This window comes from Acinetobacter sp. Ac_5812, assembly GCF_013072695.1.
Classification (GTDB): Bacteria; Pseudomonadota; Gammaproteobacteria; order Pseudomonadales; family Moraxellaceae; genus Acinetobacter.
On the sequence record NZ_LXUK01000007.1, the window covers coordinates 1 to 26,601 of the forward strand.

23 protein-coding genes and 3 tRNA genes are annotated in these 26,601 nt (G+C 39.9%); 9 read left to right on the top strand and 17 right to left on the bottom strand.

Going from position 1 to position 26,601, the window contains the following annotated elements; all coding sequences use genetic code 11:
• The 3 genes from A7P55_RS05485 to A7P55_RS05495 all read right to left on the bottom strand — a co-directional run.
• The coding region (locus A7P55_RS05485) for an Ig-like domain-containing protein (RefSeq protein ID WP_171551397.1) at positions 1 to 1,212 on the bottom strand (1,212 nt) is incomplete at its 3' end.
• 415 nt (positions 1,213 to 1,627) lie between these two features.
• On the bottom strand, positions 1,628 to 2,392 hold the full coding sequence (locus A7P55_RS05490) for a metallophosphoesterase (RefSeq protein WP_171551398.1): 765 nt from the start codon (positions 2,390 to 2,392) through the stop codon (positions 1,628 to 1,630).
• Positions 2,373 to 3,311: a diacylglycerol kinase family protein gene (locus tag A7P55_RS05495; RefSeq protein ID WP_171551399.1), complete on the bottom strand. Its 939-nt coding sequence runs from the start codon at positions 3,309 to 3,311 to the stop codon at positions 2,373 to 2,375. Before A7P55_RS05495 ends, A7P55_RS05490 begins: the two co-directional genes overlap by 20 nt.
• A gap of 397 nt (positions 3,312 to 3,708) precedes the next feature.
• Here A7P55_RS05495 and A7P55_RS05500 point away from each other — a divergent pair, with 397 nt between their 5' ends.
• The 3 genes from A7P55_RS05500 (at position 3,709) to A7P55_RS05510 (ending at position 8,801) form a co-directional block, all read left to right on the top strand.
• Positions 3,709 to 5,538: a phosphoenolpyruvate carboxykinase (GTP) gene (locus A7P55_RS05500; protein WP_005296119.1), complete on the top strand. Its 1,830-nt coding sequence runs from the start codon at positions 3,709 to 3,711 to the stop codon at positions 5,536 to 5,538.
• A gap of 223 nt (positions 5,539 to 5,761) precedes the next feature.
• Complete coding sequence (locus A7P55_RS05505; protein ID WP_171551400.1) at positions 5,762 to 6,469, top strand: hypothetical protein; 708 nt, start codon at positions 5,762 to 5,764, stop codon at positions 6,467 to 6,469.
• A 163-nt stretch (positions 6,470 to 6,632) separates the two neighbouring features.
• The gene (locus tag A7P55_RS05510) at positions 6,633 to 8,801 is read left to right on the top strand and encodes a TonB-dependent siderophore receptor (RefSeq protein ID WP_171551401.1); all 2,169 of its coding nucleotides are present in this window, start codon (positions 6,633 to 6,635) and stop codon (positions 8,799 to 8,801) included.
• Positions 8,802 to 8,854: 53 nt separating this feature from the next.
• Here the strand turns inward: A7P55_RS05510 and glpD are convergent, their stop codons facing one another.
• The gene (glpD, locus tag A7P55_RS05515) at positions 8,855 to 10,375 is read right to left on the bottom strand and encodes a glycerol-3-phosphate dehydrogenase (RefSeq protein WP_171551402.1); all 1,521 of its coding nucleotides are present in this window, start codon (positions 10,373 to 10,375) and stop codon (positions 8,855 to 8,857) included.
• Positions 10,376 to 10,814: 439 nt separating this feature from the next.
• On the opposite strand from glpD, the gene A7P55_RS05520 reads away from it, so the two are divergent.
• Positions 10,815 to 11,087 carry a hypothetical protein gene (locus tag A7P55_RS05520; protein ID WP_171551403.1) on the top strand — a complete coding sequence of 91 codons (273 nt, stop codon included), beginning with the start codon at positions 10,815 to 10,817 and terminating at the stop codon, positions 11,085 to 11,087.
• A 273-nt stretch (positions 11,088 to 11,360) separates the two neighbouring features.
• Here A7P55_RS05520 and A7P55_RS05525 read toward each other — a convergent pair whose 3' ends face one another.
• Both A7P55_RS05525 and glpK read right to left on the bottom strand, forming a co-directional pair.
• Entirely contained in the window at positions 11,361 to 12,119 is a 759-nt protein-coding gene (locus A7P55_RS05525; protein WP_004652022.1) for a DeoR family transcriptional regulator, read from the bottom strand.
• 50 nt (positions 12,120 to 12,169) lie between these two features.
• Positions 12,170 to 13,684 (bottom strand): glycerol kinase GlpK, encoded by a 1,515-nt coding sequence (gene glpK, locus A7P55_RS05530; RefSeq protein ID WP_004801481.1) that lies wholly within the window; start codon positions 13,682 to 13,684, stop codon positions 12,170 to 12,172.
• Between the two features lie 261 nt (positions 13,685 to 13,945).
• On the opposite strand from glpK, the gene A7P55_RS05535 reads away from it, so the two are divergent.
• Positions 13,946 to 14,368, top strand: a complete 423-nt coding sequence (locus A7P55_RS05535; protein ID WP_004801483.1) for a hypothetical protein — start codon at positions 13,946 to 13,948, stop codon at positions 14,366 to 14,368.
• A gap of 61 nt (positions 14,369 to 14,429) precedes the next feature.
• Here A7P55_RS05535 and A7P55_RS05540 read toward each other — a convergent pair whose 3' ends face one another.
• From A7P55_RS05540 to folD, 3 genes are all read right to left on the bottom strand, one after another.
• Positions 14,430 to 14,714, bottom strand: coding sequence for a GNAT family N-acetyltransferase (locus A7P55_RS05540; RefSeq protein WP_005322836.1), 285 nt, complete (start codon positions 14,712 to 14,714; stop codon positions 14,430 to 14,432).
• Between the two features lie 145 nt (positions 14,715 to 14,859).
• Positions 14,860 to 15,528: a 50S ribosomal protein L11 methyltransferase gene (locus A7P55_RS05545; protein ID WP_171551404.1), complete on the bottom strand. Its 669-nt coding sequence runs from the start codon at positions 15,526 to 15,528 to the stop codon at positions 14,860 to 14,862.
• A 48-nt stretch (positions 15,529 to 15,576) separates the two neighbouring features.
• Positions 15,577 to 16,425 (bottom strand): bifunctional methylenetetrahydrofolate dehydrogenase/methenyltetrahydrofolate cyclohydrolase FolD, encoded by an 849-nt coding sequence (gene folD, locus A7P55_RS05550; RefSeq protein WP_171551405.1) that lies wholly within the window; start codon positions 16,423 to 16,425, stop codon positions 15,577 to 15,579.
• A gap of 152 nt (positions 16,426 to 16,577) precedes the next feature.
• Here folD and A7P55_RS05555 point away from each other — a divergent pair.
• Positions 16,578 to 16,651: transfer RNA gene (locus tag A7P55_RS05555), tRNA-Cys, on the top strand.
• An 8-nt stretch (positions 16,652 to 16,659) separates the two neighbouring features.
• Positions 16,660 to 16,745 (top strand) — tRNA-Leu (locus tag A7P55_RS05560).
• Between the two features lie 126 nt (positions 16,746 to 16,871).
• On the opposite strand, the gene A7P55_RS05565 is transcribed toward A7P55_RS05560, so the two are convergent.
• On the bottom strand, positions 16,872 to 18,632 hold the full coding sequence (locus A7P55_RS05565) for an alkaline phosphatase D family protein (RefSeq protein WP_171551406.1): 1,761 nt from the start codon (positions 18,630 to 18,632) through the stop codon (positions 16,872 to 16,874).
• 213 nt (positions 18,633 to 18,845) lie between these two features.
• Here A7P55_RS05565 and A7P55_RS05570 point away from each other — a divergent pair.
• Positions 18,846 to 18,931 (top strand) — tRNA-Leu (locus tag A7P55_RS05570).
• 154 nt (positions 18,932 to 19,085) lie between these two features.
• Here the strand turns inward: A7P55_RS05570 and pgaD are convergent.
• The 7 genes from pgaD to A7P55_RS05605 all read right to left on the bottom strand — a co-directional run bounded on the left by pgaD (position 19,086) and on the right by A7P55_RS05605 (position 25,817).
• Positions 19,086 to 19,502 carry a poly-beta-1,6-N-acetyl-D-glucosamine biosynthesis protein PgaD gene (gene pgaD / locus A7P55_RS05575; protein ID WP_171551407.1) on the bottom strand — a complete coding sequence of 139 codons (417 nt, stop codon included), beginning with the start codon at positions 19,500 to 19,502 and terminating at the stop codon, positions 19,086 to 19,088.
• A 33-nt stretch (positions 19,503 to 19,535) separates the two neighbouring features.
• Positions 19,536 to 20,792 (bottom strand): poly-beta-1,6-N-acetyl-D-glucosamine synthase, encoded by a 1,257-nt coding sequence (gene pgaC / locus A7P55_RS05580; protein ID WP_171551408.1) that lies wholly within the window; start codon positions 20,790 to 20,792, stop codon positions 19,536 to 19,538.
• A 13-nt stretch (positions 20,793 to 20,805) separates the two neighbouring features.
• Positions 20,806 to 22,803, bottom strand: coding sequence for a poly-beta-1,6-N-acetyl-D-glucosamine N-deacetylase PgaB (pgaB, locus tag A7P55_RS05585; RefSeq protein ID WP_171551409.1), 1,998 nt, complete (start codon positions 22,801 to 22,803; stop codon positions 20,806 to 20,808).
• Between the two features lie 255 nt (positions 22,804 to 23,058).
• Positions 23,059 to 23,460, bottom strand: coding sequence for a hypothetical protein (locus tag A7P55_RS05590; RefSeq protein WP_004801498.1), 402 nt, complete (start codon positions 23,458 to 23,460; stop codon positions 23,059 to 23,061).
• A 364-nt stretch (positions 23,461 to 23,824) separates the two neighbouring features.
• A complete protein-coding gene (locus tag A7P55_RS05595; RefSeq protein ID WP_004652009.1) occupies positions 23,825 to 24,166 on the bottom strand; it encodes an FKBP-type peptidyl-prolyl cis-trans isomerase in 342 nt (113 codons plus the stop codon).
• Positions 24,167 to 24,196: 30 nt separating this feature from the next.
• Positions 24,197 to 24,727, bottom strand: coding sequence for a YaeQ family protein (locus tag A7P55_RS05600; protein WP_171551410.1), 531 nt, complete (start codon positions 24,725 to 24,727; stop codon positions 24,197 to 24,199).
• Positions 24,728 to 24,806: 79 nt separating this feature from the next.
• Complete coding sequence (locus tag A7P55_RS05605) at positions 24,807 to 25,817, bottom strand: GTP-binding protein (RefSeq protein ID WP_171551411.1); 1,011 nt, start codon at positions 25,815 to 25,817, stop codon at positions 24,807 to 24,809.
• Between the two features lie 477 nt (positions 25,818 to 26,294).
• Between A7P55_RS05605 and A7P55_RS05610 the strand changes: the two genes are divergently transcribed.
• On the top strand, positions 26,295 to 26,489 hold the full coding sequence (locus A7P55_RS05610; RefSeq protein WP_171551412.1) for a hypothetical protein: 195 nt from the start codon (positions 26,295 to 26,297) through the stop codon (positions 26,487 to 26,489).
• The last annotated feature ends 112 nt before the right edge of the window (positions 26,490 to 26,601 follow it).

The window sequence follows — 26,601 nt, forward strand, 5'->3', positions numbered from 1 at the left end:
AACTGTTGTGCCCTGTTCTTGACCTGTCAGGCTTAAATTAAAGGCTTTATCTTGGGTGATTCGGTCCGTTGCAGAAGAACCTGTATCACTTAAACTCTTAAAGCCTAATGTTCCCCCTATTGGCACTGTCGTATCTGGTGCCGTTATAGTTGTGGCACTACTCTCATTCCCCGCAGGATCTTTAACCGTAACACTTACCTTTTCACCATTGGTCAATGCTTTCACCAAAGTCACACTAAACTGACCATCTGCTCCAACGATAGTTTTTGCTAACTCTTTACCTGTTGAGTCTTTAACAAACACTGTACTTCCAGCTTCAGCTTGGCCTGTTATCGTTTTACCATCATGATTTCCTGTGAAACCACTTTGAGGTTGAGTTGGTGCTGTTGTATCTGGTGCCGTTATAGTTGTGGCACTACTCTCATTCCCCGCAGGATCTTTAACCGTAACACTTACCTTTTCACCATTGGTCAATGCTTTCACCAAAGTCACACTAAACTGACCATCTGCTCCAACGATAGTTTTTGCTAACTCTTTACCTGTTGAGTCTTTAACAAACACTGTACTTCCAGCTTCAGCTTGGCCTGTTATCGTTTTACCATCATGATTTCCTGTGAAACCACTTTGAGGTTGAGTTGGTGCTGTTGTATCTGGCGTAGACTCATTATTTTTATTCCCACCACTTCCACCACTCGCAGCGGCAGCAATCGCACCAATACCAGCAATACCCCCTGCAACCAAAGCCCAAGTTGGAATTGACGCTGCTGCAACAGAAGCCCCAACTGGACTGCTGGCAGTAATGACCGCATTAGTTCCAATTGCAGCAGGTATTTCTGCAGTTAAACTCTCTGGCGCTACAACAGAACTATCTGACATAACTGCATTCGGTGGAACACCATCTAATACTAAATAATCATCCTGTGGTATTTCTGTGATGCCATCTTCAACCCATGTTGCCCAAAGACTTTGTCCATCTTGTAATGGAATGGGTAAAATTTCCTGAGCAAAGAAGCCCTCCAAAATAACTTGCGTACCATCTTTTAAGTGTACAATTGCATTGTTTCCGACCCGAACAATTGAGGAAATTTGTTCCGGGTTAATTTCAAACTTTGTCATTAGCCCTTGATCCAGAGGTAATTGTATTGGTGCTAAAGACGCTGTTGCTGTTCCCATTTTATGAATATTTTTATCTACCAAATATATACGTGTCATTTTTATCACCCTTCAGCATGCAGAAAGCGTAAAAGTTTTCGTATTCACTAACTTTTTCGCATATATATGTTTTTTAAAGTATTTAATAAAATCTAAAGTCTTTTGCTCCCTATCTCAAAAAGCATGAGAAGTAAAACCTACGGACTCTCGAAATATTTTATGTGTTTTATTTTAACGGTTATATTCCTCAAATGAGGAATATACTTATCTGTATAGTGCTGTTTTATATTATTAAGATTATAATATTCACTTTTTCTTTCTTAAAAAAACTGCCATAATCAAAAAAATAAAACAATTAAATTCAATAATATGAAAAGCTACATTTTTCTTATTCTGATAAGCTTGCATTAGTTAAACATCTTTAATTAGATGATAATTCACACATAATAAAAAAATTATAATTTTCTCTTGTCAATCAATGCCCTGACGAGGTTTGAAAAACCCCTAAGCTTTCATCAAACCAATAATGCTCAATCTTGCCATCATCCGAAATTACATTAAAACTATTGGTTAATCCAAAGCGTAATCGATTTGAAGTCGCTGTGCCTGCATGGATATCTAAAATTGGATGATCAAATCCCAACTGAAAAATTTGATTTAAATCATGCACAGCGACTTTATGCAAATGTCCGTGCAATAAACCAAATAGCCCGGTTGCCCCCCATTTTTCTAAAGCAATTTTTCCAAGAACGGGACAGTCTTTATCACCATGTTCATTAGGGAAGGTATAAAAAGGTTGGTGAAAGACTACCAATTTTATTTTATTGGAGGGTGCATTGCTTAACTTTTCATAGGTCTCATGAATTTGCTCAAGCGAAATATGCCCTCGTGTATGATAGCGCCGACGGATACTGTTCATCCCGACAATATAAAAATGTTCGGTTTCTAAGGTCGTTTCTAAGCGGCCAAAAAAAGCTTGATAACGTACAAAAGGCGAAAAAAAACGGTTCCAGACATGGTACAGCGGAATATCATGATTACCCGGAACAACAATATAAGGAAGGTTGAGAGAATCTAGAAATTGGCGACATGCATAAAACTGCTTAAAACGCGCACGCTGTGTGAGATCACCACTGACTACAATGGCTTCAGGACGATGTTGTTGGCAAAATTGCTTTATCGCTTGAATGCAACCTTCACGTTCCGTTCCAAAATGTAGATCAGACAGGTGTAATATCATTCGGAACCATCACTTTTAACGCAGATTTTTTCACTGAAAATTTTAATGGGGTGTCCATCTCCATAAGCTCTCCATCTATTGCCACCGTTAATTTTGGCTTTTTACAATTGACCAGTATATGTTCGGCACAAAATGAATACACATCAGAAGCTTGATCAATTTTGCCCTGAACCAATTTCCATAACATTTTCATTAAACTGAAACGATCACTTTTGGCAACAACAACCCCTGCTAACTTGCCATTCGCAGCACATTCTGCAATTCTTAATTTCATATCACTCAGTTGCAGTTGATTATTACCAAAAAAAACTAAAGGGGTCGCTACTGGATAGCGCTGTTCATCAATAGTCACCGCAAGTTTTAAGGATTTATGTTCACGCAGTAATACATCCAAACCCGATGTATAAGCATTTAGCGGAAAACGTCCAAGTCGCTGATTATATAATTCACGTTTTTTTATAAATAAAGGGTACAGCCCTAAACTCGCATTATTGAGATAAATTTGATCATTGATTGCAGCAACGTGTACTGCTTGTATCTTACCCGTTGCAATCACTTCTGCCGCTTGCGCAACATCAATCGGGATATTCAACGCCCGTGCAACATAATTAAAGGTACCTAGCGGTATAATTCCCATCGGAATATCCGTATGGATTAACTGTTTTGCAACCGCATTCAAAGTTCCATCTCCCCCAGCCGCAACCACAACCCCACGTAATTCAGTCTGTTGATGCCTAGCCAAAACAGTTCTCATCATGTCATCAAAATTAACCTGCTGATTTAATTCAAAAACCTGAATTTCAAACCCATATTGTGTCCAATATGTCATGAGGCGCTCATATTCATCATCTTGCTGCGCAGCATGGAAACCTGATTTTTGATTATAAATAATAGATAAAGGCTGTAAATTCCGACTCATTCGCATCAATCTTAAGGCTTTTGATAAGCCTATTTTTGTTTACAAAATCAACAAATAAAAGCAAGTTTATGTAAATTTTGAATGAACATTATTCATATAATCAATAACAATTCTCAAAAAATTAAAAATAAATTAAAACACTGATTAACAAAGAAATTTATAAAAAAAATATTACATATAAAAAAACAAAATAACAAAATATAGAATAATAAAGTTATTAAAAAACAATGTTATAATCACAATTCAACATTTTCTACCTTACACACCTACCTATTCTTTAGTCTTATATTTTTTATGATTTTATGCTTTAATACAGCCACTTTTTTTACTTCATCTGTCTCACTGCCATCCAGTGGATAGAATTTGTACGTCGTACACACTTTAAAAAGGCATCACCATGACCCAAGTGAACGCACCAGAATTCGTTCGTCACCCTAAGCTGATTGCATGGGTGGAAGAAATTGCAAAATTGACCAAACCAGCAAAAATCGAATGGTGTGACGGTAGCGAAGAAGAATATCAACGTCTCATGGACTTGATGATCGCTAACGGCACCATGCAAAAACTTAACCAAGAAAAACATCCTGGTTCTTATCTTGCAAATTCTGATCCTTCTGACGTTGCTCGTGTTGAAGACCGTACTTATATCTGCTCGCAAAATGAAGAAGATGCTGGCGCAACAAACAACTGGGTTGCTCCTGCAGAAATGCGCGAAAAATTAAATGGATTATTTGACGGTGCAATGGAAGGCCGTACCATGTATGTGGTTCCCTTCTCGATGGGTCCTTTAGGAAGCCACATTGCTCACATCGGTATCGAATTAACAGATTCACCTTACGTTGCAGTCAGCATGACTAAAATGGCACGTATGGGTAAAGCAGTTTATGACGTGTTAGGTACAGATGGTGAGTTTATCCCATGCGTACACACTGTTGCTGCACCATTAAAAGATGGTCAAAAAGATGTTGCTTGGCCATGTAACAACGAAAAATATATCGTTCACTATCCAGAAACGCGTGAAATCTGGTCTTACGGTTCTGGTTACGGCGGTAATGCATTACTTGGTAAAAAATGCCTAGCATTACGTATTGCTTCTGCAATGGGCCGTGAGCAAGGCTGGTTAGCTGAACACATGCTGATTTTAGGTGTGACCAATCCACAAGGTGAAAAACACTACATCGCAGCAGCATTCCCTTCTGCATGTGGTAAAACAAACTTTGCGATGTTGATTCCACCAGCAGGTTACGAAGGCTGGAAGATTGAAACTGTAGGTGACGATATTGCTTGGATCAAACCAGGTGAAGATGGTCGCTTATATGCAATCAATCCAGAAGCTGGTTTCTTCGGTGTTGCGCCTGGTACAAATACCAAAACTAACCCGAACTGCATCGCAACTATGCATAAAGATGTGATTTATACCAACGTTGCTGTGACTAAAGATGGCGAAGTATGGTGGGAAGGTCTAACTAAAGAAGTTCCTGCAGACTTGATCACCTGGAAAGGTCAACCATACGTTGAAGGCGAAAAAGCAGCGCATCCAAACTCGCGCTTTACTGTTTCTGCTGGTCAATGCCCTTCGATTGACGCTGACTGGGAAAATCCAGCAGGCGTACCAATCTCTGCATTCATTTTCGGTGGTCGTCGTGCAGATACAGTGCCTTTAGTGTCTGAAGCATTTGACTGGGTTGATGGCGTTTATAAAGCAGCAACAATGGGCTCTGAAACAACTGCAGCAGCGGTTGGTCAACAAGGTATTGTTCGTCGTGACCCATTCGCAATGCTTCCATTTGCGGGTTATAACATGGCTGATTACTTCGGTCACTGGTTACAACTTGGTCAAGAAGTTGGTGCAAAAGCTGAAGCTGCTGGTAATAAACTACCAAAAATCTTCAACGTAAACTGGTTCCGTCGTGATGCTGAAGGCAACTTCGTATGGCCAGGTTTCGGTCAAAACATGCGTGTTCTTGAATGGATCATTGATCGTTGTGAAGGCCGCGCTGAAGCGACTGAAACACCAATCGGTTATGTTCCAACTTACGAACAGTTGAACTGGACTGGTATTGACTTTTCTAAAGAGCAATTCAACACTGTTACAGCTCAAGACAAAGATCAATGGATCAAAGAACTTGAAAGCCACACTGAGTTATTCACTAAACTTGGTGCTCGCTTACCTCAAGCACTTAAAGATCGTCAAAATGAATTATTAGCAGCTGTTAAATCTGCTTAACTCCTCCATCCCTCTTGATTAAAGAGGATTAAGGAGATTAGAAAAGGTCGCTTCGGCGGCCTTTTTTTGCCATCTTACATTGCAAAACTATAATAAACTAACAGCCTCAAAAGTGATTTTCATTCAGCGAATGATGAACAAATAAAGACTTTAATGTGCCAGAAAAAGTCCGTTAAAAAAATATAAAGAGATCTGTATCTCATCGATTTAAACAGGAAAAGTTATGCAGCAAGACATTACAATTGCACAAGATTTTTTAAAATTAATCCCAGACTCAGACACCATTTTTGCAGCCAAAGACTCTTTTCTCGCAAAGCATTTACTCCCCCTCATTTCGATTGACCTTTCCCAGATCAATCCTGAATGGCAAGGTTGGATTCATCTAGTCAATCCAATTGAGCCTTATGAATGCTACATCGGCTCAGAAACTGCTGAGTTTTATAACGAATTTGCACATGAAAATTGGTTTATTTTACAGTTGGATGAGCAGTCTCAATATCATTGGCTGGCTGATCAACACTATTTTATTTTAGAAAATAAAAACCATCCTTCATACACTGAGGTTTTGACTCACAGTCAAGAAATGCATGAAGACTTTAGACAGGTTAAACAACGCTTCTTAGAACAAAAAAGAGTGGTTAGCACATCTGATGTCAATTATCAAAATGACAAACCCACCATTTTACTCAATCAACTGGGTGGTGATGCTGAATATGGAAACTGGTGCTACCCGATTGAAGAACAACTTAAATTAGAAAATATGGAACAAGATGACAACTGTTTTGTACACATCTTTGACCAACAGCAACGACGTTATTATTTTATTGCCTCAGCATCCGGTTGGGAGTATTGCAATCATGGTGCCGACAATATCTTGATGTTTTACCAACCCGAAACTCGACGTGTCCTATTTACATTTGACTGGACATAACTGATCACAGGTCGCTACAGCGGCCTTTTTTTATTGCTCAAATTTCGAAAATTCCTATCAACTTTCCACACCACCCTAGGTATTCCCATTAAGCTTTAGCTAAAATAAATTGCAAAACTAACGAACATTAACAATAATTGTAACAATAATATTTCTCATTTACATGGTTGTAGCTATGAGTTCTTCCCCGCTGTTTAAACGCACTCCACTGTTTTTAGCCATCTCAACATTAGTCAGTATCAGTTCTTATAGTTATGCACTTGACGGGGAATCTCAACAACTTCCAACCATCAAAGTCCAAGCAACTCAGGACAGCGATATCAGCGAGAAAACTAAAGCATATAGTATTAAAAATAGTTCAAGTGCCACCAAACTCGATATTGAAGCCAAAGAAATTCCACAAACCATCAATGTGGTAACACGTCAGCAAATTGAAGATTTCGGCCTGACCAGTTCAAGAGATGTTTTAAATAACACCCCCGGCGTAACCGTAAACTCGCTAGAAACTGAGCGCTCGGTATATATGGCACGTGGCTTTGAAATCTCAAATATTCTAGTCGATGGTGTCGGCTTCCCTTCTAGTGAATGGAATTATAATGACACCAATCCTGACAGCTATTTTTATGATCGCATTGAAGTGATTAAAGGTGCAGATGCACTGACCAATGCATTTGGTGATCCAAGTGCAACCATTAACTACATCCGTAAACGCCCCACCAAAGAGTTCCAAGCCAACGCTGGCTTAAGCTATGGTTCATGGGATACGCAGCGCTATGAAGCAGATGCCTCAGGCCGCTTATCAGCGGATGGTGCTGTTCGCGGCCGTGTGTCTGGTTTCCAACAAACAGGGGATTCAAACTTAGACCGTTATAGCTCTGAGAAAAATGGCATTGCGGGAATTTTGGAAGCTGATCTTGGAGAGAATACCTTACTAACCGTTGGTGCTAGCCAAGAAAAAAATAAGCCCAATGCCAATAACTGGGGGGCTTTACCGCTGATGGATTCTACAGGTAAACAAATCAGTTATGATCATTCGTATAATCCTAATCCAGATTGGACCTATTGGGACAACACTTCACGTAATGCATTTTTTGAGTTAAAACAAAAATTATCAGAAACTTGGTCTGCCAACCTAAGCTATAACTACAATGAGAAAGATCGTAAAAGCCAACTGCTCTACTACTATGGCTATCCAAATGCGGATGGCTCAGGCATTTCGCTAACACCAAGCGGCTTTTTAGAAAATAATAAACTACATACGGCCGATTTAAATCTACAAGGCAAATTTGACCTGTTCAATCAAGAGCATGAAGCAATCATCGGCTATACCTTCTCAAACAGCCATCAAAATGACCATGCAAAAAATGGCACTTTGCACGACAGTAATATTAACTATGCCGATAATGTCCCTTACACCACAGATTGGGCAAGCTGGACTCCCAACAATGTCACTTGGTCTGATTTTTCTCAGACCGCAGACTATACACAACGCAACCAATCGGTTTATGCAGCAACACGCCTTCACCTTAACGATGATCTAAAAGTTACCTTAGGGGCAAACTATGTAAAAGCCAAAAGCGAAGGTACAAGTTACGATGCACCCATGGTTTATGATGAAAGTAAAGTCTCCCCTTATGCAGGCATTACCTATAACTTCACCCCTGAATATACGGGTTATATGAGTTATACCTCGATTTTTCGACCGCAAACTGCAGTCGATGAAAAAACAGGAAAAGTTGCGGATCCGATTAAAGGAAAAAGCTATGAAGTCGGATTTAAGAGTTCTTGGTTAGACAATAGGCTGACAGGAACATTGGCGGTGTTTAGAACTGAAGAGAATAATTACCCACTTCGCCCAACAGATAGTCACCCTCTGAATCGTACTTCAGCAATCAGTGATCTACGTTCACAAGGTGTCGAAGTTGGGCTGGCTGGGCAATTAACCGATCAGGTCAATGTTTCTCTCGGCTACACTCAGTTTAGCCTGCAAGATCTGAAAAATGGTGGTGCAGCAAGAACGTACAACCCGACACAAAGCTTTAATCTTTTAACCACCTATTCCCCTACTCAGCTACCAAAACTGAAAGTTGGTGCAGGTGTAAAATGGCAAAGTAAAATCACCCGTTTTGACCCAAGCTATAGCACTTACCTCAAACAAAGTGATTATGCCTTGCTGAATTTGATGGCAAGTTATGACATTAGTCCAAATCTTTCGGTCCAAGCCAATGCCAATAACGTGACTGATAAAAAATACTTAAACAGCTTTACTGACGGGCAAGCCTTCTACAGCGCACCTGCAAATTACACCGTTGCCTTCCGCTTCAAGTACTAATTAAGACCAGTAAAAAAGCCCCTTATTCAAAGGGGCTTTTTTATTGCGAACGATTAAGCAGCAACCGTGGTATTTGGTTTATTTGCTAAATATGCATCTAAGCTTTCGATTTCAGCTGGTGCAAAGTTGAGGCCAAGCTTTGAACGTCTCCACAGGATATCCTGACTAGTCGTTACCCACTCAAAGCGGCATAAATAGTCTACTTCTTTCGCATACAAACCTTGACCAAAATGCTGACCTAACTGCTCAACAGAAGTTGCCTCACCTAAAATATTCCAAATACGTGAACCATAAGCAGATGCCCAACGTTTTGCTAACGCTTCAGACGTATCCGTCACTTGTGCACGGATTTCATTTGCCAACTGCTCAGCAGATGCCATATTTTCGCCACCAGGCAAAGCTTCTGTCGCGGTCCAACTGCCCTTCATCTCAGGGAAGAAAGCTTTGAGCTGCTGCATGGCAGACTCAGCCAACTTACGATACGTGGTTAACTTACCGCCAAACACAGACAGTAATGGGGCTTGATCTTCCGATTCTTGCGATAAAGCCAAAGTATAATCACGGGTAATTGCAGATGGATTGTCCGACTCATCATCACATAATGGGCGTACACCAGCAAAAGTCGAAATAATATCAGCTTGTGTCAATTGGCTCTTAAAGTGTGCATTACTTACTTCAATTAAGTAATCAATTTCTTCTTGGGTAATTTTGACTTGCGCAGGATCACCTTGATACTCACGATCCGTGGTACCAATCATGGTGTATTGGTCTAAATACGGAATTGCGAACACAATACGACGGTCATCATTCTGCATAATAAAAGCTTTATCACCTTCATACAGCTTAGGCACAATGATATGACTACCTTGAATCAAACGAATGCCATACGGTGATTTAAGCTGTAAATCTTGCTTAATGAATTGTGCCACCCAAGGGCCAGCCGCATTCACTAAAGCCTTGGCTTTGATCTGGAATTGACCTTTTTCATTTTCCAAATCAACAATCCAGTATTGACCTTCACGTTGTGCAGATAGACAACGGGTACGCGTCACAACATCAGCCCCTTTTTCTCGGGCATGCATGGCATTCAACACCACCAAACGAGAGTCATCTACAGCACAGTCTGAATATTCAAAACCACGAGTAATTGCAGTATTTAAAGGGCTGTCTTCTTTAAAATAAACGTTATTCGAACCCAATAACTTTTCACGTTTGCCCAAGTGATCGTAAAAGAATAAACCTGTACGAATCAACCACGCTGGGCGTAAGTGTGGACGATGCGGCATGATAAAACGCATGGGACGGATAATGTGTGGTGCTTTTGCCAACAATACTTCACGTTCAGCCAGCGCTTCACGTACTAAGCGAAACTCTTTGTGTTCAAGATAACGTAAACCACCATGGATCAACTTACTACTTGCAGAAGATGTATGGCTGGCCAAATCATCTTTTTCACATAGGAATACTGATAAGCCACGACCTGATGCATCTGCTGCAATACCAACACCGTTGATACCACCACCGATTACAGCGAGGTCATAAATTTTGTCGTTAGACTGAGGAGAAGTTTGCATAAGTCACCGCAAATTTTCATTATTGTTCAATAACGAACATTTAAACATGTAAAATGAAAACAAACAATAAAAAAACGTCAAAAAAATGCCAATTGATAGGCATTTTTAGATAAATGGTCAAAATTGAAAGCTATTAATCAAAAACAACTTAATCGCAAAAAAGAAAATTGAAAAGTAAATAGAATAAAACCTAAGCAACCTTTATCATCCAGCCAAAAGCATCAGATATTTTATTTGAAATAATCACAATTCAGTACAAATAAAAAATTATAAATTAACGACACACTTTTAATAAAAAATATTTATTTTACCTTTTGATAAAATAATTTATATTGTGAGTAGATTGTAAAATAAATTTTTATTTTAAATAAACATTTATTTTAGAATATCTAAAATAAAACTTACTATTAAATTATTAACAATCATCGAGATCACTATTATGAATAAGATTAAAATATTATTTATATCATTTTTCCTCTCACTTCTATCAATCAGTACAATTACCTCTGCTGATTCAGTTATTGGCAATAATGGTCCAAAACAATGGGGACCGTGGTATCTTATTAAATCCGAACCTGATACTTATTGGATTAAATGTACTTATAAACGTAATCAAATTAAACCCAATGGAGGTGCTTTCTTAACAGAAACTTATTCACTGGTTGTTCCGCGCTATCCATCTGGAAGATGTTCAGACACAATTACGCTATAATTTTTACTAAAACTAATTTGATATTTCAATAAAAGTTGATTTTCATTTTTCAAAAATAGAATGAAATATGATTAATTTTCATGAATCATATTTCATTCAAAACTATGTGATCTATGTTTTTAAACTAACATAATAAAAAACTATAAAAACAATGAGGTTATATACCTATAAAATAAAATTGACAAATCAAACATTTTTCAAAACTGATTCTTAAAAAGAGCTGTAACTAAAAAAGTTTATTTCAAAAGAATAAAATTGTTCGAAAATGAAGATTTATTGGGCAACAATCAAGCCAACATCTAAATCTCGAATGGTTTTCATAAATTCATCATTCGGCTGTTGATCGGTAAAAATACAATCGACTTGCTTAAGTGAACCTAAACGGATCATCGCATTACGACCAAACTTACTACTATCCGCAGCAAGAAACACTTGTCGGGCACTGGAAACAATTTCCTGAGAGACACATACTTCTTGGAAATCAAAATCCAGCAAAGTACCGTCTTCTTCAATCCCACTAATCCCAACCAAAGCATAATCTGCTTTAAACTGCTTAAAGAAGTCCGCTGTAGCCTGACCAATCACACCACCATCTGGACGCACACGCCCACTGGCAATCAATACTTCAAAGTCTTCTTTGGTACTGAGAATTTTGGCGACATTAAGATTATTGGTGATGATTCTTAAACCCGTATGGTTCAACAATGCATGTGCAATTGCTTCGGTTGTGGTCCCAATATTAATAAATAAAGAGGCATAATCAGGAACAGCAGCAGCCACAGCGGCTGCAATTGTTCTTTTTTGTTCCAACATATGACCAACACGCATCGTATATTCAGTGTTTTCCACACTTGAATCATGCGCGGCACCACCATGATAACGTCTTAGCAAGCCCTCATCCGCCAATTGATTAATATCACGACGGATGGTTTGTGGGGTGACATCAAAATGTTGAGCAAGTTCTTCAATACTGATATAGCCACGCTCTCTTACTAGTTCGAGGGTTTTTTGTTGGCGTAGTATCAAGCTCATGCTCATCCATCCTATGTTGTTTTAAGTCATACTAAACGGTCTATTTTAGCTTAGTCTTCCGCCCAATCACGAGTGCGTCCGACGGCTTTTAACCAACCTTTGTAGAGTTTTTCAGTCACATCCTGACTGCACTCTGGCACAAAGGTATTTTCGATGGTCATTCTACTCTTCAATTCGTTTAAATCCGACCAGAAACCGACAGCCAAACCAGCCAAGAATGCTGCACCCATACCCGTTGTTTCTTTCATCGCAGGACGTTCAACTGAAGTCCCCATGATATCGGCTTGGAATTGCATCAAGAAATTATTGGCAGTCACACCACCATCGACACGTAAGGTACGTAATTTCTCACCTGAATCTTGCTGCATGGCATCCAGCACATCACGAGTTTGATAAGCAATCGACTCCAATGTGGCACGAATAATATGCTCGATACTTACACCGCGGGTAATCCCCAAGATCGCACCCCGTGCTGTCGGATCCCAATATGGCGCACCTAAACCTGTAAATGCAGGCACCACATAGACCCCATTGCTGTCTTTTACTTTGGTTGCATAGTATTCAGAATCATGCGAATCATTGATCGCTTTAAGTTCATCGCGTAGCCATTGCACACATGAACCACCATTGAACACCGCACCTTCCAATGCATAGTTCACTTCACCACGCGGACCACAGGCAATTGTGGTCAATAAACCATGATTAGATTGCACAATGCGTTTGCCTGTATTCATGAGCAAGAAGCAACCTGTACCATAGGTATTTTTTGCCTGACCCGCTTCAACACACATTTGTCCAAACAATGCGGCTTGTTGATCCCCTGCAATACCTGCAATTGGAATCCCAATTTCTTGACCACTAATGGTATGTGTATAACCGTAGACTTCAGAAGAACCACGAACTTCAGGCAACATCGCCTTAGGAATATTTAACGCTTCAAGCAGTTTATCGTCCCATTCAAGCGTTTCGATGTTGAATAACATGGTGCGAGATGCATTGGTATAGTCAGTCACATGAACTTGGCCATTGGTCAATTTCCAAAGCAACCATGTATCGATGGTACCAAATAAAAGCTCGCCACGTTCTGCACGTTCACGACTACCTTCAACGCGATCCAGAATCCACTTAATTTTAGTCGCAGAGAAATACGGATCAAGAACCAAACCAGTCACTTTATGAACGTAATCTTGCCAACCATCTTGACGCAGTTGATTACAAATCTCATTGCTTTGGCGGCTTTGCCATACAATTGCATTGTAAATAGGTTTACCTGTCTTTTTATCCCAGATGACAGTGGTTTCACGCTGATTGGTGATCCCAATCGCTGCGATTTGCTCGCTAGAAATACTTGCTTGCGCTAAAGCTTCAACCCATACCGCACTTTGCGTTGCCCAGATTTCCATTGGATCATGCTCAACCCAACCTGGTTGTGGGTAAATTTGCGTAAATTCACGCTGAGCAATACTGATGACATTCGCATCGTGATCCAATACGATCGCACGTGAACTGGTTGTACCTTGGTCAAATGCAACCACGTATTTCTTTTGACTATCTGTAGAGATCATGACATACCTATCCAGACTTGCTTATGTATAGTGCAATAAATTAAATGCCCGTTAAAAAACGGGCTCAAATACTACAAAAAAGCAATGACTTCTGTATTAAATAAAAAACTTGGCAGATTATATGCAAAATTGTTCGAAAACGAAAATTCTTTCTTTATATTTGAAGCTAAAAAACGATGAATAGCCTGTGTTTTAAAGATTCCTCACAATAAAAAACTTATTTTATGCGATACTAAAACCAGAAATAACAGGATCATTGATATGAAAAAAACCAATTTATTGTTAATTATGAGCGGTGCTCTTGTTCTTGCAGCCTGTCAAAGTAGTCCACATCAATACAATGGTACAACGGGTTATCAAATTGAAAATAAAACGGCCACTTCCGCGACTGTTGCCTATACCCTCGCGGCACGTAGCAATAGCGATCTCGATGAAAAAAAATTACAACATGCCTGCAAACAAATTTTAGGTGCAGACAAAACCTATAAACTTGCAGTATTGAGTGTCAATGAAATCGTCAATCCAACCCAACAAGAGCAATATGGCGTAAAAATCGGTAATAGCCGCGCAACATTTGGTTTATCTAATTCGCCAGATTTGAATAATAGTGAAGGCTATGCAACCCGTCAGGCACTTGAAACACGTCCAAGCACACTTAAAGTGGTTCGTTATACCTGTTCTTAATTTTATAATCTGATCAGTGAAAATGGATGTATTTCAGCATTGAGAATACATCCAACTCAGCCTAGCCTTTCAATACGTCATGAATCGAAAGATCTTTATCAAACACCGATTTTGCAAATGGGCATAAAGGAATGACTTTCACCTGACGTTCACGTACAAAGGCGATCAACTCCTTTAACAATTTATGCCCGACACCCTGCCCACGAAATTGATCACTTACATCGGTATGGTCAATAATGAGCATGCTATCCCCTGCCCATGTGTATGCCATCTCACCAGCAAGCACCTCGCCTTCGAACAACTTAAATGCACCATGTTTCCCATCATCAATCTGCTGAATACTCATACGCGTTCCTTTTTTAAACATTCTGCGATATATCAGCCCAAAGGCCATCTGTTTATTTCATTTCAATGTTTTAGCATGCGTGGTAAGGCGATTGTGTTGAGATTTGATAACCTCCACCCTATTGTTCTTTTTTAACAAGAAATATTTATTTGGTTCGGTAAAAACTGACGTTTCTAAATTCTTTGGCTTCATCCAAATCTGGCCAAGTGCTTGCACTACGTTCGTCAATTTTTAGATATTGGGGATGACTAAAGTTTTTGACTCGACTATCAGCGACCCATACTTCAGGTGCAAACTTTAAGAACTCATCCAGAAAGAAACGATTGGATTGGTCGTACAACACATCTGCTGCCAGTAATACATCAACCTGCTCGGACTGATACAAATCGTCCAAATATTCAAGCTCAACATCATTCAGTAATGCATTTTCACGGCATGACGCCAGACTGATTGGATCGATATCACAGCAAATCACACGTTTAGCCCCTGCCATTTTTGCCGCAATCGCAACCACACCTGAACCTGCACCAAAATCTAAAACCACCTTATCTTTAACATGATGCGGCTCAGCCAATAGCCATTGTGCCATCGCTAGACCAGAAGCCCAACAAAAAATCCAATACGGCGTTTCATTCCAAATCCGTCGAATCACCTCATCATCTAAACGGTCGGTTGGGAATACTGGGGGAATTAACCAGAGTGAAATCGGCGTTTCAGGTAATTGTTGTGCCAATAAATCAGTATTAGGAATCACCTGATGCAAAGCATCGAGCAAATGTTTAGGTGCTTTGGCAAATTGAAAAGTACAGCTCATATTTGTTTAATTCTAAAAAACCCCTCTTCGCGAGGGGGTTATTAATCTTTAGGCTAATGCTTTTTCAGCGGCTTCTACAGTTTGACGAATCAAAGTGGTAATCGTCATCGGCCCCACACCACCTGGTACTGGAGTATAAGCAGACGCGATTTCTTCGATACCGACTAATTGAATATCGCCAACACCACCACCATCACGTGGATGGAAACCCGCGTCAACCACAACTGCACCTTGCTTAATCCAATCTTTTTGAATCAATTCAGCTTTACCGACTGCACCAACAATGATATCGGCTTGTTTTACAAAGTCGGCAAGGTTTTGAGTACGAGAATGGCAAATGGTCACAGTTGCATTGGCTTGTAATAACATCATCGCCATTGGTTTACCCAGAATAGCAGAACGCCCAACCACAACCGCATGTTTACCTGCGATTTCAATTTTGTTTTCTTGCAAAATGGTCATGATGCCAGCTGGCGTTGCAGAACCATATGCAGCCTCGCCCATTGCCATACGACCAAAACCTAAACACGTCACACCATCCACATCTTTCGCCAACGAAATCGCATCGAAACATGCTCTTTCATCAATTTGTTCAGGCACTGGATGTTGCAACAAGATGCCATGTACATCTGGATTGGCATTTAATTTTTCAATTTCAGCCAATAATTGTTCAGTTGTGGTTTCTTTTGGAAGCTCAACTTTCAGAGAGTCCATACCAACACGGCGGCAAGCATTCCCTTTCATACGCACATAAGTGGCAGATGCACCATCATCACCAACCAAAATGGTTGCCAAGATTGGGGTACGCCCCGATTTTGCTTTTAATGCTTCTACACGTACCAACAAATCCGTTTCAATTTGTTTTGCTAATGCACGACCGTCTAAAACCAATGCCACAGCGCATCTCCAAAGTGGGTATGAATCAATTGCGTAAATAATACATGATAATTTGAGCAATATTCTTTTAGATGTTGTTTTTATGTCCATATTCGCAATAAACACTATTGTTTTTTTTTTAAAGATTGCTAATATGTGCATCACCAAGAGATGGCGGGGTGGCAGAGTGGTCATGCAGCGGACTGCAACTCCGTGTACGCCGGTTCGATTCCGACCTCCGCCTCCATTGGTAAAGCCCGAGTGGTGAAATCGGTAGACACAGGGGATTTAAAATCCCCCGCCCACAAAGCGTGCCAGTTCGAGTCTGGCCTCGGGCACCATCTTTCAGCTAATGAAATATGGTGCAAATAAAAATCCAGCGCAAGCTGGTTTTTTTATGTCTAAAATTTAAGGACAGATAATAAAAAGCCAAGTTCATTGACTTGGCTTCCTACCATCTTTGAAACTTAAGCCACTTGCTGCCCTGTTTTCACAGGCAATAAGTTTTTATCCAAACTTAATTGATAGCCCCGTGTTTTATCAATCACATATTCAGGCTTTTTGATCGAATCGACATAAATCCATTGTGACTGAACTTGTGCAGCATCAAATTGAACAATCAAATAGCCTCTTTGATTTAAATTGCAGTAATTTAACTCATCAATCAAAGTTGTGAATGCAAATTCAAACTGTTGCAGTTGTGCCAATGGAATATTTAAGTATTTTTCCAAACCTGGTGAAGACACCGAACTAGTTGCTAACTCTACCCCAACGAATGCACCATCTTTACTGTATAAATTTGATGACCATGCATTATGCGTATCTCCCGCCAGCACCACCACTTTTTTCTTTAATTGTGCCAAAGCAGCATACACAATCTCACGCTCAGCAAAATAACCATCCCATGCATCTAAGTTATAAGGTGCAACTGTCAAAACACGTGCTTTTTCTTGTGCTGTTAAAGTCGGATCACCTTGTAATAACCGAAGTTTCAATTTTACTAATTCAGTGATTTGGGCATTCATCTTATTTAAAGTATCGGCAGTTGGATTCCCTGCAGTAATTTCAGCCAAAGCAAGCAGCAGCTCAGCAGGAACTAACATCTTGGTCATTAGAATTTGCTGACCCAGTACATTCCATGTTGCATTTGACTGTTGCAGTTTTCCAATCAGCCAATCGCGTTGGGTATAGCCCATTAGAGTACGTGTTGGATTGGTCAAATCTGCTTGGAATTTTGCAATATCCAAACCATTTGCTGTCATATAGTTGGCATAGTCCAACTGTTCATCACGCGCAATAATACGCGTATCCAACATCGTTAATTGAACCAGATTACCAAAATCGAACTGGCGATAAATCTTGGTATGTTGATCATCGACAGGACGAATTGGCATCCACTCAAAATAAGCCTGTAGAGCTGCCAATTTACGATCAAGGAAAGGTCCTTCGTTCGGCTGATGATTTTCCGCCCCTTCTCGCCATGCATCATTAGCTAACTCATGATCGTCCCAAATCACAATAAATGGGTGACGATGATGCAATGCCTGTAAGTCTTTATCTTTACGATAGAGCGCATAACGCTTGCGATAATCATCCAATTTAATAATTTCTTTACTGTTATCTGCAGCTAGGCTTCGCCCCAATTTAGCCGCATCTTCTGCTGCATAGCCATCTGCACCATATTCGTAGATATAGTCACCTAAATGAATCACTACATCGACATTTTGCTTGGCCATTTCGCGATATACATAGAAATAACCTGCTGGATAGTTTGAACATGAACACACCGCAAAACTGACTTTTGTCGCACTACTTGGCAAAGTCTTGGTTTGACCCACAGGTGAGGTCTTATCACCAAAGATAAAACGGTAGAAATAGCTTTGATCTGGTTTTAGACCTGTTGCATCCACCTTCACAGTAAAATCTTGTGAAGCCGTTGTCGTGACTTTATCGGTTTTAATGATTTGTTTGAATTTCTGATCTAACGCAATTTCCCATGTCACTTGCAGACGTGCACTACTCTCGCTTGGCGTCAAACGCGTCCATAAGATCACGCGATCTTGTAAAGGATCACCACTGGCAACCCCATGTTCAAAATTCACTTGTAATGTTGCTGTCTCTTGATCTGAACTGTCATTACATCCTGTAAAACCTGCAGATAAAGACAACGCCCCGAAACCGAATAGACTTTTTTGAATAAGTTCCCGTCGTGAAATTTTTGCTGTCATTTGGATAGCTACCTTAACTTTTATCACTATAAATAAATGACTTAAATTAATCGGCTTAAATGAAGCTTTGATCTCAGTTTGATGAAAGAATCATGAAAGTTATATGACAGTGCTTAATTTTCATCAGATAAGCACATGAATTGATTGAAAAGAAAGCAAATAGCAGGTTTTGCTCTTGCCAAGTTTTAAAGTGTCCTCTATTATTGCGCACATGCCCGAGTGGTGAAATCGGTAGACACAGGGGATTTAAAATCCCCCGCCCACAAAGCGTGCCAGTTCGAGTCTGGCCTCGGGCACCATCTTTCAACTAGTGAAAGATGGTGCAAATAAAAACCCAGCGAAAGCTGGTTTTTTTATGTCTGAAATTTATGATCTGATCATAAATTTCAGACATAAAAAATGCCTTAATTTTTAATTAAGGCATTTGATATTCTTAATTTAGAAAAATAAGTCTTATTCTACGCGAACAATCTTACCATTCTCATCATGATGGACGATGCTGACCTTCTGCTGGCGTCCAACCTGAATTTCTTGCTCAGGCAATTCGAAATAACGCGCATAATCAGGCAAGGTCTTTTCAACAGCATGCTTTTGATGCACACGTTTTGCTGGTAACAAACTCCAAAGCAATAATGCAACCGCACACATAAATAATGCCGTTACACCGTGCTCAATGCCATCACTAAATGCAGACATTAAACGCTGTGCGATATGGGTCTTTTGTAATTCAACCAACACCCATACCAAAATAAATGGTCGCCATAACAACAACCAGCCCGCCCACATCATTGCAGTGGTGGTGGTTGAGAAGTAACGTTTATGCCATGGGAGTTGGCGACGCACATCAATAATCAAGCTATCTGCTTTCATTGCTTTTTACTCAGCAAAATGAATCTTTAGGATTCAACGAATTCCACGATCTGGGCTAATCCAACGGGCACGTTTCTCATCATTACGCAACAGTACCTTTGGAAAGGCGACGATTGTAGCAGTAATTGTGATCAACCAAAACACAAACGGGTACCAAATCATCCAATAATAATTTTTCCCAAGGTTTGGTTCATAACGACTATCCATCCATTTGCTTAAAGCAAACTGAATTAAACAGGTCGCACCCAATAAAATTCCACTGCCGTAGGGTAAAAATGGCGAGCTCACCACCGCCAGTGCTGGAATTGCAAAGATAAAATGCAATAACCAGATGATTGCCATAATAAGCATCAAATATGACCAAATGAGTGTCAAACATAGTTCAAACATCAAAGGCCATAAAAAATTAAGTTTAGGCTTTAAAAACACATCAATATTTTTAACCAAGACCTGTGCACCGCCCATAGCCCAACGTAGACGTTGCTTCCATAGACCATTTAAGGTTTCTGGCATCAAGATCCACACCAAGGCATTTGGTTCAAAACGGACGTCCCAACCTGCGCGCTGCAACTTCCAAGTGATATCAATATCTTCAGTCAACATATTTGGTGACCAATAGTCGACTTGGTGCACGGCACTTTTACGAAAAGCGGTAATCACACCCGATACGGTAAATAAACGACCAAAGCTTCGTTGGGCGCGTTTGATCATACCAACAATTGAGGAAAACTCCCCGACCTGAATGCGTCCAAGTAAAGTCGAACGTGTCCGAATACGCGGATTACCCGTTACCGCTGCCACTGTTGGATCTTCCAAGAAATGACGCATCATCCATTTGGCAGCATGGGGATCAAGCAGAGCATCACCATCAATCCCGATCAGGAATTCTGCATCGGTCATCAAGCTACCGGCTTGTAGCCCCATGGCCTTGCCTTGGTTCTGTGCCAGATGTACGACACGTAATTTTTCATACTGTGCCGCCAATCGATCTAATACTTCACCCGTATTGTCAGAACTACCATCATTAATCGCAATCACTTCAAAGTTAGGGTAATCCAGCTTAAGTGCATGGCTAATGGTTTCTTCAGCATTATCCCCTTCATTAAAGCAGGGAACCAAAACCGCAACTTTAGGATATTCAGGTAAGGCCTCAGGTTGCTGATAGGGAGGATCTTGACGCTCTCTCCAATAGAAAATAAGTGCCCCCACCATCCACAAATACGACATAAATAATGGATAGTAAAAAACAAACTTAATGGCATATGACCACAATAAAGCAATCCAACTCATCTACATTACTCGACTATGGTACTAATTGAGATGATTTTAGACCAAAAGCCTTACGCATGGTTTCAACATCTGGATGTCCTTTGATCGGATCATCTGGATAGTATGCCACATGCATTGCACCTTGTTCATATAAGGACTTAATCGTCGCAGCCATTTCTTCAGATGGCACTTTTTGGTCATTGCGCCAGTTTACCGCCTGTAACTCCATCACGGTCTTTTTAATGCCGTTTGGATACTGCTTCACGCGATTCATGATATCTGAATAGAACTTAGCTGGATTGTCCGATTGCTCCATATACGGCATTGCCATAATCGCAGTAAAATCATAACGATTTAGTGATTGTTCTAGAGATTGTGCATACCAGTTTTCCGCATAGGCATTTAACGCCACCTGCGCATAAAGATTACGAGCAGTCACTAGGAATGGTTGATACTGACGAACCTCGCCTGCCAACTCCATTGCAAAATCATCTAAATAATTGGTTTTATAAGCCGTCCATTTTTGCAAGTCGGCATCGTTGTCACGAATTTTAGCAAGGTCAGTTGGTAAGCCTTGTTTGGCATACGCCGCCAACGCATCAGGACTGGCATCTTCATAATCTGACAATGTCACATCATCATGGAACAACAAGCCATCGAACGGCGTTGATTTAGCTAAATCCTGGTAAATCTCTTTAATGGTCTGACGAGCTTCTGGCGAGAATGGACTGAGACGGATATAGCCCATATTCAAATGCTCACCCGCTTTGGCTTGTTGGGTTTCAACTAAATCTTTCGACACTGGGTCAGTCTTAGGCAGTTCCCACGCCAAGAGTGGCATCCATGCGTATAAACGCTGTACAGGCGTACGGGTTTGGATTTGCCAAGCCACACGATTGAACAAATCTGCACGCATTGGAATATGACGATTTGGGAAATACACCATATCGGCGGAACCATTGGCATCAGGATCAGAAAAAGCCTGTAGATAGACTGTGTTCACGCCCATGCCATTAATACGGTCAATCAAATGACCAAGATTACGTTCTTGCTGCTTCTCATCCGGATCATAAATATAGTCTAAATCGACATGCATAATTTTTTGCGGTCGATTATTGTCATTCAGATTCAGTTCACGATTTTTAATCTCTTGCGCCAAAGCACTGGTCGACATATTGCCCTGAATTAAAATACGGCTCATATTTTGTAGTGATTGCTTGGCGTGGTCTGCTCCATCATCCAAAGTGATGGTAATCGGCATCCCCAACTGTTTGGCGGTTTGTACCAATTGCATATTATAACGGCCATACGGCCATACCATCACACGCGGTGAACGTAAACCATGTGTTTTTAAAAGATCATTATTAGTTTTTAAATCTTGATAAACACGGGCTTGATAAGCTGCATCACTTTCATAGCTCTTGCTTTTGGGGTCATAAATGCGCGTAATCGCCGCAGGTTCTGAATTTCCTTGCGGATTACCATTAATGCCTTGATGTAAATGGTAACTGTGGCTGGCAATTTCAACCAAACCACTGTTCTGCATTTCCTTCAGCTCATCCCAACTCAAGATTTTATTGCGCTCAATCAGCTCACCACCAAAATCAACTTTCTGATCCGCTTTAGGTTCTAACCAAGACCCCACGACAGCCAAAACCACTGGAACCTTTTTCGCACGAATAATCGGATAGGCATTTTGATAAAACGACTGATAGCCATCATCCACCGTCAGCAAAATAGGTTTAGTCGGCAGTTTATATTTACCTTGATGTGCCTTAATCAGTTGATCAACATTGATAAAGTGATAGCCATTTTTTTTCAGCCAATCAATATGTTCACCGAACTGCTTTGCTGTCACGGCATAACTTGGAATCAAGGCATCTTTACGTTCTGTGATTTCGTGATACCCAATGACTGTCAATGTGGTTGCATCAATTTTTGGATTTGCCGCAAAAGTTGTGGTGCAGGCAACCACCCCAAACACAAGACCTAAAACAGTTTTTAAAGTTGGGGACACTAAACGTGTTGTCATAGAGATATCGTCTCAAGATTAGAAATTCGCTGATCGCAGATCATGCCTGCATCATCTTACAATTTTATGGAAAAATAAGATGTTTTTGATGGTCAGCTGGAAGTACGGATTGTATTTATAATTTTAAAAGCTGAAAATAAACTTAAATGTATTTTTTATGAAATCAATCACATTTTAATTGAATATTTTTTGGTAAGCACACCAACCCCTATTTCAAAATTTGAATTAGGGGCATTTAAGTATCCTTATACGAGATTAATACTGTATTAATTGAAAGTTGGGATGATCTGCAAGCTGCTGTAAATAGTGGCGCTCTTTTTGGTAAAAATATTTATTCAGACGGTTCACCCATTCACCACGGCGGAAAGTCTGAATTTTTTTATGCACCCCATCATAGTCCAATAACACTACATTACTGTCATTTTCGCCTACTGCCAAACGCGTGATTTTATAATCATGTGGCGCATACTGATGCGAAGGCTGTAAAGACCTAAGGATTTCAACCTTATAATCCCCATCCATCCAGTAGTGTTTGTCCGTCAGCGCTTTTTCATTGACCCAAAAACCAGTCTGGGCGCCATCATGGGTATCAATCAGAAAAAAATGATCTAACTCTCTTAATAGTTCTGATGCAGTGATATCCAAATAATCATTCATATCGACCTCTACTCACTCAAATTCTTATCATTACTTTTTGCCACATTTTTATCATCGATGAACTATAGCTGACTTACCCCCATCAACCTATCGTCACCTAAAGCACAATATTTCGCACCCTGAGAATACCGATTTATGCTTTAACAATAAGGGTCATAGAAAAATTGCTCTTTTAACTCAAAGATATACAGGACTGTATACAGAATCAATATATTTTTCTTGGGCTGTAATAAAATTCAGATGAAAGAAATGTTTTAAAATCAAAATCTTATTATACAATTATTAATATTATTTTATCTTTATGATTTTAAAGCGATTTAGCCTAAAAAAACTAAACCGCTTCAATTCATTCAATCAAAACTGGTTATTCGTCGCGTGTTTTTACATCGAATAATTCAATTTCAAAAGTCAGATTAGCATTGGCTGGAATGATTTTGCCCATTTTACGTGAACCGTAGGCCAAATGTGCAGGTACGATCAACTTGCGCTTTCCACCCACACGCATACCCATAATGCCCTGATCCCAACCTTTAATCACACGACCTGTACCAATCACAGTTTCAAAGTAATTGCCACGATCTAAAGACGAGTCAAACTTGGTTCCATCTTCCAACCAACCTGTATAGTGAGTCGTGATCAAAGCACCACGAACCGCTTCTTTACCTTCACCTACTTTCAAGTCAATGATTTCTAATTCTGCACTCATTTCTATCTCTCCACATCACTCAAACTAAAATTATTGCAATTGTTGCCACTGAATGTCGACCTGTCCTTTGTCACTTAACAAAGTCCACTCACCATCCATAATATTCAACTGCAATTGCATGGTGCGTTCGCATAACGCTTCAAGTGCTTGTGTGGTTTGTGGGGCCAATTGCCATACTTGCACATTACTTAAGGTTTTAATCTTGGTATTTTTCTGCCACCAATCATCCGATTGAGCGCCATAGGTCACCACTGCAACCTGTTTACAACGCGCACTGGCTTTTTTAACTTTATCTTCAGATGGACAACCGACTTCAATCCATTTCTCTAACAGCCCTGTCAGATCTTTTTGCCATAGTGCTGGCTCATCAGTTTCAAATAAGTCTTTGGTGAACTCTAAACGTTCATCGGCAAACCGTGCATAAGCCAAAATACGAACCATTAAACGCCCAATGGTTTCAGAAGGATGCTGAGCAAGTGTGAGCTGATAATCTGCATAGATATGCTCATCCATATTGGCAATATTGAGGTCTGCCTTATATATCGTTGCTTTTAACGCCATAAACTAAACTCTTAAATACTGTGTTCTCAAATTTGGCGCTAAGCATACTCTATTTTACCGAGAAGCATATGCGATTTGATTATGGTTGATCATCAATCGGATCGATACGGCACTGCAATAATTGTGTTTCAAAAGCCAACCAGTCACGTGATGACTGACAAATCACCTCAATTCGATTATCGATGCTCTCCTCGGCCGACTTATAGTTAAACTGCTGCGGATTAAAATTAAAACTTTTCCAACCGAGATCGGTATTAAAAATTCCTTTAATTCGTACCCAGTCTTGTTGCGCACACAATACATCTAATAAATCATGAAAATTAAATTGCCAGCGTTTCGGCAATTTCCAACCTGCGACCGTATAGCCCTGAGCCGTTTCAACATAATGATAAGGGAGTTGCTTTATTTCTGGCGTCTGTTCAACAGCTTGTGTTTGCTGCAATCTTAATAAGGGTTGGATCTTACGTTGTACAGGTTGCTGCTGAATATCCAATTGTTGCATATCCACCTGCCCATTTTCGGCTTCAATCCAATACTGGACATAGGTTTCATATTCTTGTTTTAAAGCCGCATAGGCTTGATGATCTGCTGCTGTCATACAGTCGATATGCGACAACACCACAATTTGAGCCGCTTTTAATTGATCGGTATATAAATTCTGTTTGACCCAATCCTGATCATGTAGACGACTTCCATCGACAACAATCACCAAAGCTCGCATAGCCAAACTACTCTGCCAATGCGGTTCAGTCAATTGCTCCAATAATTGTGCTGGATGCCCTAAACCCGTTGGTTCAATAAATAGTCGATCAGGTTTGCTTTCACTCAGCAAGCGAGAAAGTGCAATCTGCATCGGTAATTGACTGCTACAGCACAAACAACCACCTAACAGCTCTTTCACCGCATAACCTTGCTGTTGAGTAAGCAGTTGTTGGTCAACCCCAATCTGCCCAAACTCATTCATCAAAACGGCCCATACTTCATTTTCAGGCTTCTGAGTCAGTAAGTGCTGTAATAATGTGGTCTTACCTGCACCTAAAAAGCCAGAAATAATATGCGTAGCAACAGTTTTGGGGGCAAGAAGTTTCACGACACACTCTTATTCGGAATTTATTTCATTCTAAAGAGAAATACCCATGAAATAAAATAAAGAATGCTTTTTAGTATAATTAGACTCAAAACCTATTAAACAAAAAATATGAGATTTTAATCACACATTAAATCTAAAAATCTTATTTAAAAATAAGATATAAATGGTTTATTCAATTAAGCATTTTTTATAAAAGCAAAGCTAGTGTTTAAAACACGTAAAATACTAGATTATTTTTTAATCACAAAAACATATTTCCATACATTTTAATCCTTAATTTCTTCATGATGTTTTACATAGAAACTACATAAGACGATTCAATATTTCATATTGTTAAGATAGGCGTAATAGATTGTTAAGAACATTGCCGCAAATACATTTGGCACATAGCATGGACCTCATGCCGAAATTGAGAGATTGGAATTAACCAATCCTCCTATTGAGGTTGTTATTTTAAATGAAATAAGGATGCCTAATATGAAATTTATCAAAACTGTTCTTGCAACTACACTTACTCTTGCAGCAGCTTCTACATTTGCAGCACCAGTAGAACAACAAACTGAAGAAAAGGTTGTTGTTTCAACTCAAGAGCAACCTGAAACTCAAGGTCAAGCTGCAACTGATGCAACAACAACTGAAGCACCTGCATCTACACCTGCGCCAACAAACTAATCAGATCTTAAGGTTCCTCCAGACCTTTGGACCAACATTTGTAATGATTTAAAATTTACTTCATTACAAATGTAAAAAGATCGAACCATGCTGCGGTTCGATCTTTTATTTT

Bases quoted from the DNA above. Each gene is read 5' to 3' on its own strand.
- pgaC (WP_171551408.1), bottom strand. From the start codon at position 20,792: ATGAGTTGGATTGCTTTATTGTGGTCATATGCCATTAAGTTTGTTTTT.
- glpK (WP_004801481.1), bottom strand. From the start codon at position 13,684: ATGATCTCTACAGATAGTCAAAAGAAATACGTGGTTGCATTTGACCAA.
- glpD (WP_171551402.1), bottom strand. From the start codon at position 10,375: ATGCAAACTTCTCCTCAGTCTAACGACAAAATTTATGACCTCGCTGTA.
- A7P55_RS05610 (WP_171551412.1), top strand. From the start codon at position 26,295: ATGAAATTTATCAAAACTGTTCTTGCAACTACACTTACTCTTGCAGCA.
- A7P55_RS05600 (WP_171551410.1), bottom strand. From the start codon at position 24,727: ATGGCGTTAAAAGCAACGATATATAAGGCAGACCTCAATATTGCCAAT.
- pgaD (WP_171551407.1), bottom strand. From the start codon at position 19,502: ATGAAAGCAGATAGCTTGATTATTGATGTGCGTCGCCAACTCCCATGG.
- A7P55_RS05545 (WP_171551404.1), bottom strand. From the start codon at position 15,528: ATGAGCTGTACTTTTCAATTTGCCAAAGCACCTAAACATTTGCTCGAT.
- A7P55_RS05525 (WP_004652022.1), bottom strand. From the start codon at position 12,119: ATGAGCTTGATACTACGCCAACAAAAAACCCTCGAACTAGTAAGAGAG.
- A7P55_RS05500 (WP_005296119.1), top strand. From the start codon at position 3,709: ATGACCCAAGTGAACGCACCAGAATTCGTTCGTCACCCTAAGCTGATT.
- A7P55_RS05540 (WP_005322836.1), bottom strand. From the start codon at position 14,714: ATGAGTATTCAGCAGATTGATGATGGGAAACATGGTGCATTTAAGTTG.
- A7P55_RS05565 (WP_171551406.1), bottom strand. From the start codon at position 18,632: ATGACAGCAAAAATTTCACGACGGGAACTTATTCAAAAAAGTCTATTC.
- A7P55_RS05595 (WP_004652009.1), bottom strand. From the start codon at position 24,166: ATGAGTGCAGAATTAGAAATCATTGACTTGAAAGTAGGTGAAGGTAAA.
- A7P55_RS05590 (WP_004801498.1), bottom strand. From the start codon at position 23,460: ATGAATGATTATTTGGATATCACTGCATCAGAACTATTAAGAGAGTTA.
- A7P55_RS05535 (WP_004801483.1), top strand. From the start codon at position 13,946: ATGAAAAAAACCAATTTATTGTTAATTATGAGCGGTGCTCTTGTTCTT.
- A7P55_RS05510 (WP_171551401.1), top strand. From the start codon at position 6,633: ATGGTTGTAGCTATGAGTTCTTCCCCGCTGTTTAAACGCACTCCACTG.
- A7P55_RS05505 (WP_171551400.1), top strand. From the start codon at position 5,762: ATGCAGCAAGACATTACAATTGCACAAGATTTTTTAAAATTAATCCCA.
- pgaB (WP_171551409.1), bottom strand. From the start codon at position 22,803: ATGACAACACGTTTAGTGTCCCCAACTTTAAAAACTGTTTTAGGTCTT.
- A7P55_RS05490 (WP_171551398.1), bottom strand. From the start codon at position 2,392: ATGATATTACACCTGTCTGATCTACATTTTGGAACGGAACGTGAAGGT.
- A7P55_RS05495 (WP_171551399.1), bottom strand. From the start codon at position 3,311: ATGAGTCGGAATTTACAGCCTTTATCTATTATTTATAATCAAAAATCA.
- A7P55_RS05520 (WP_171551403.1), top strand. From the start codon at position 10,815: ATGAATAAGATTAAAATATTATTTATATCATTTTTCCTCTCACTTCTA.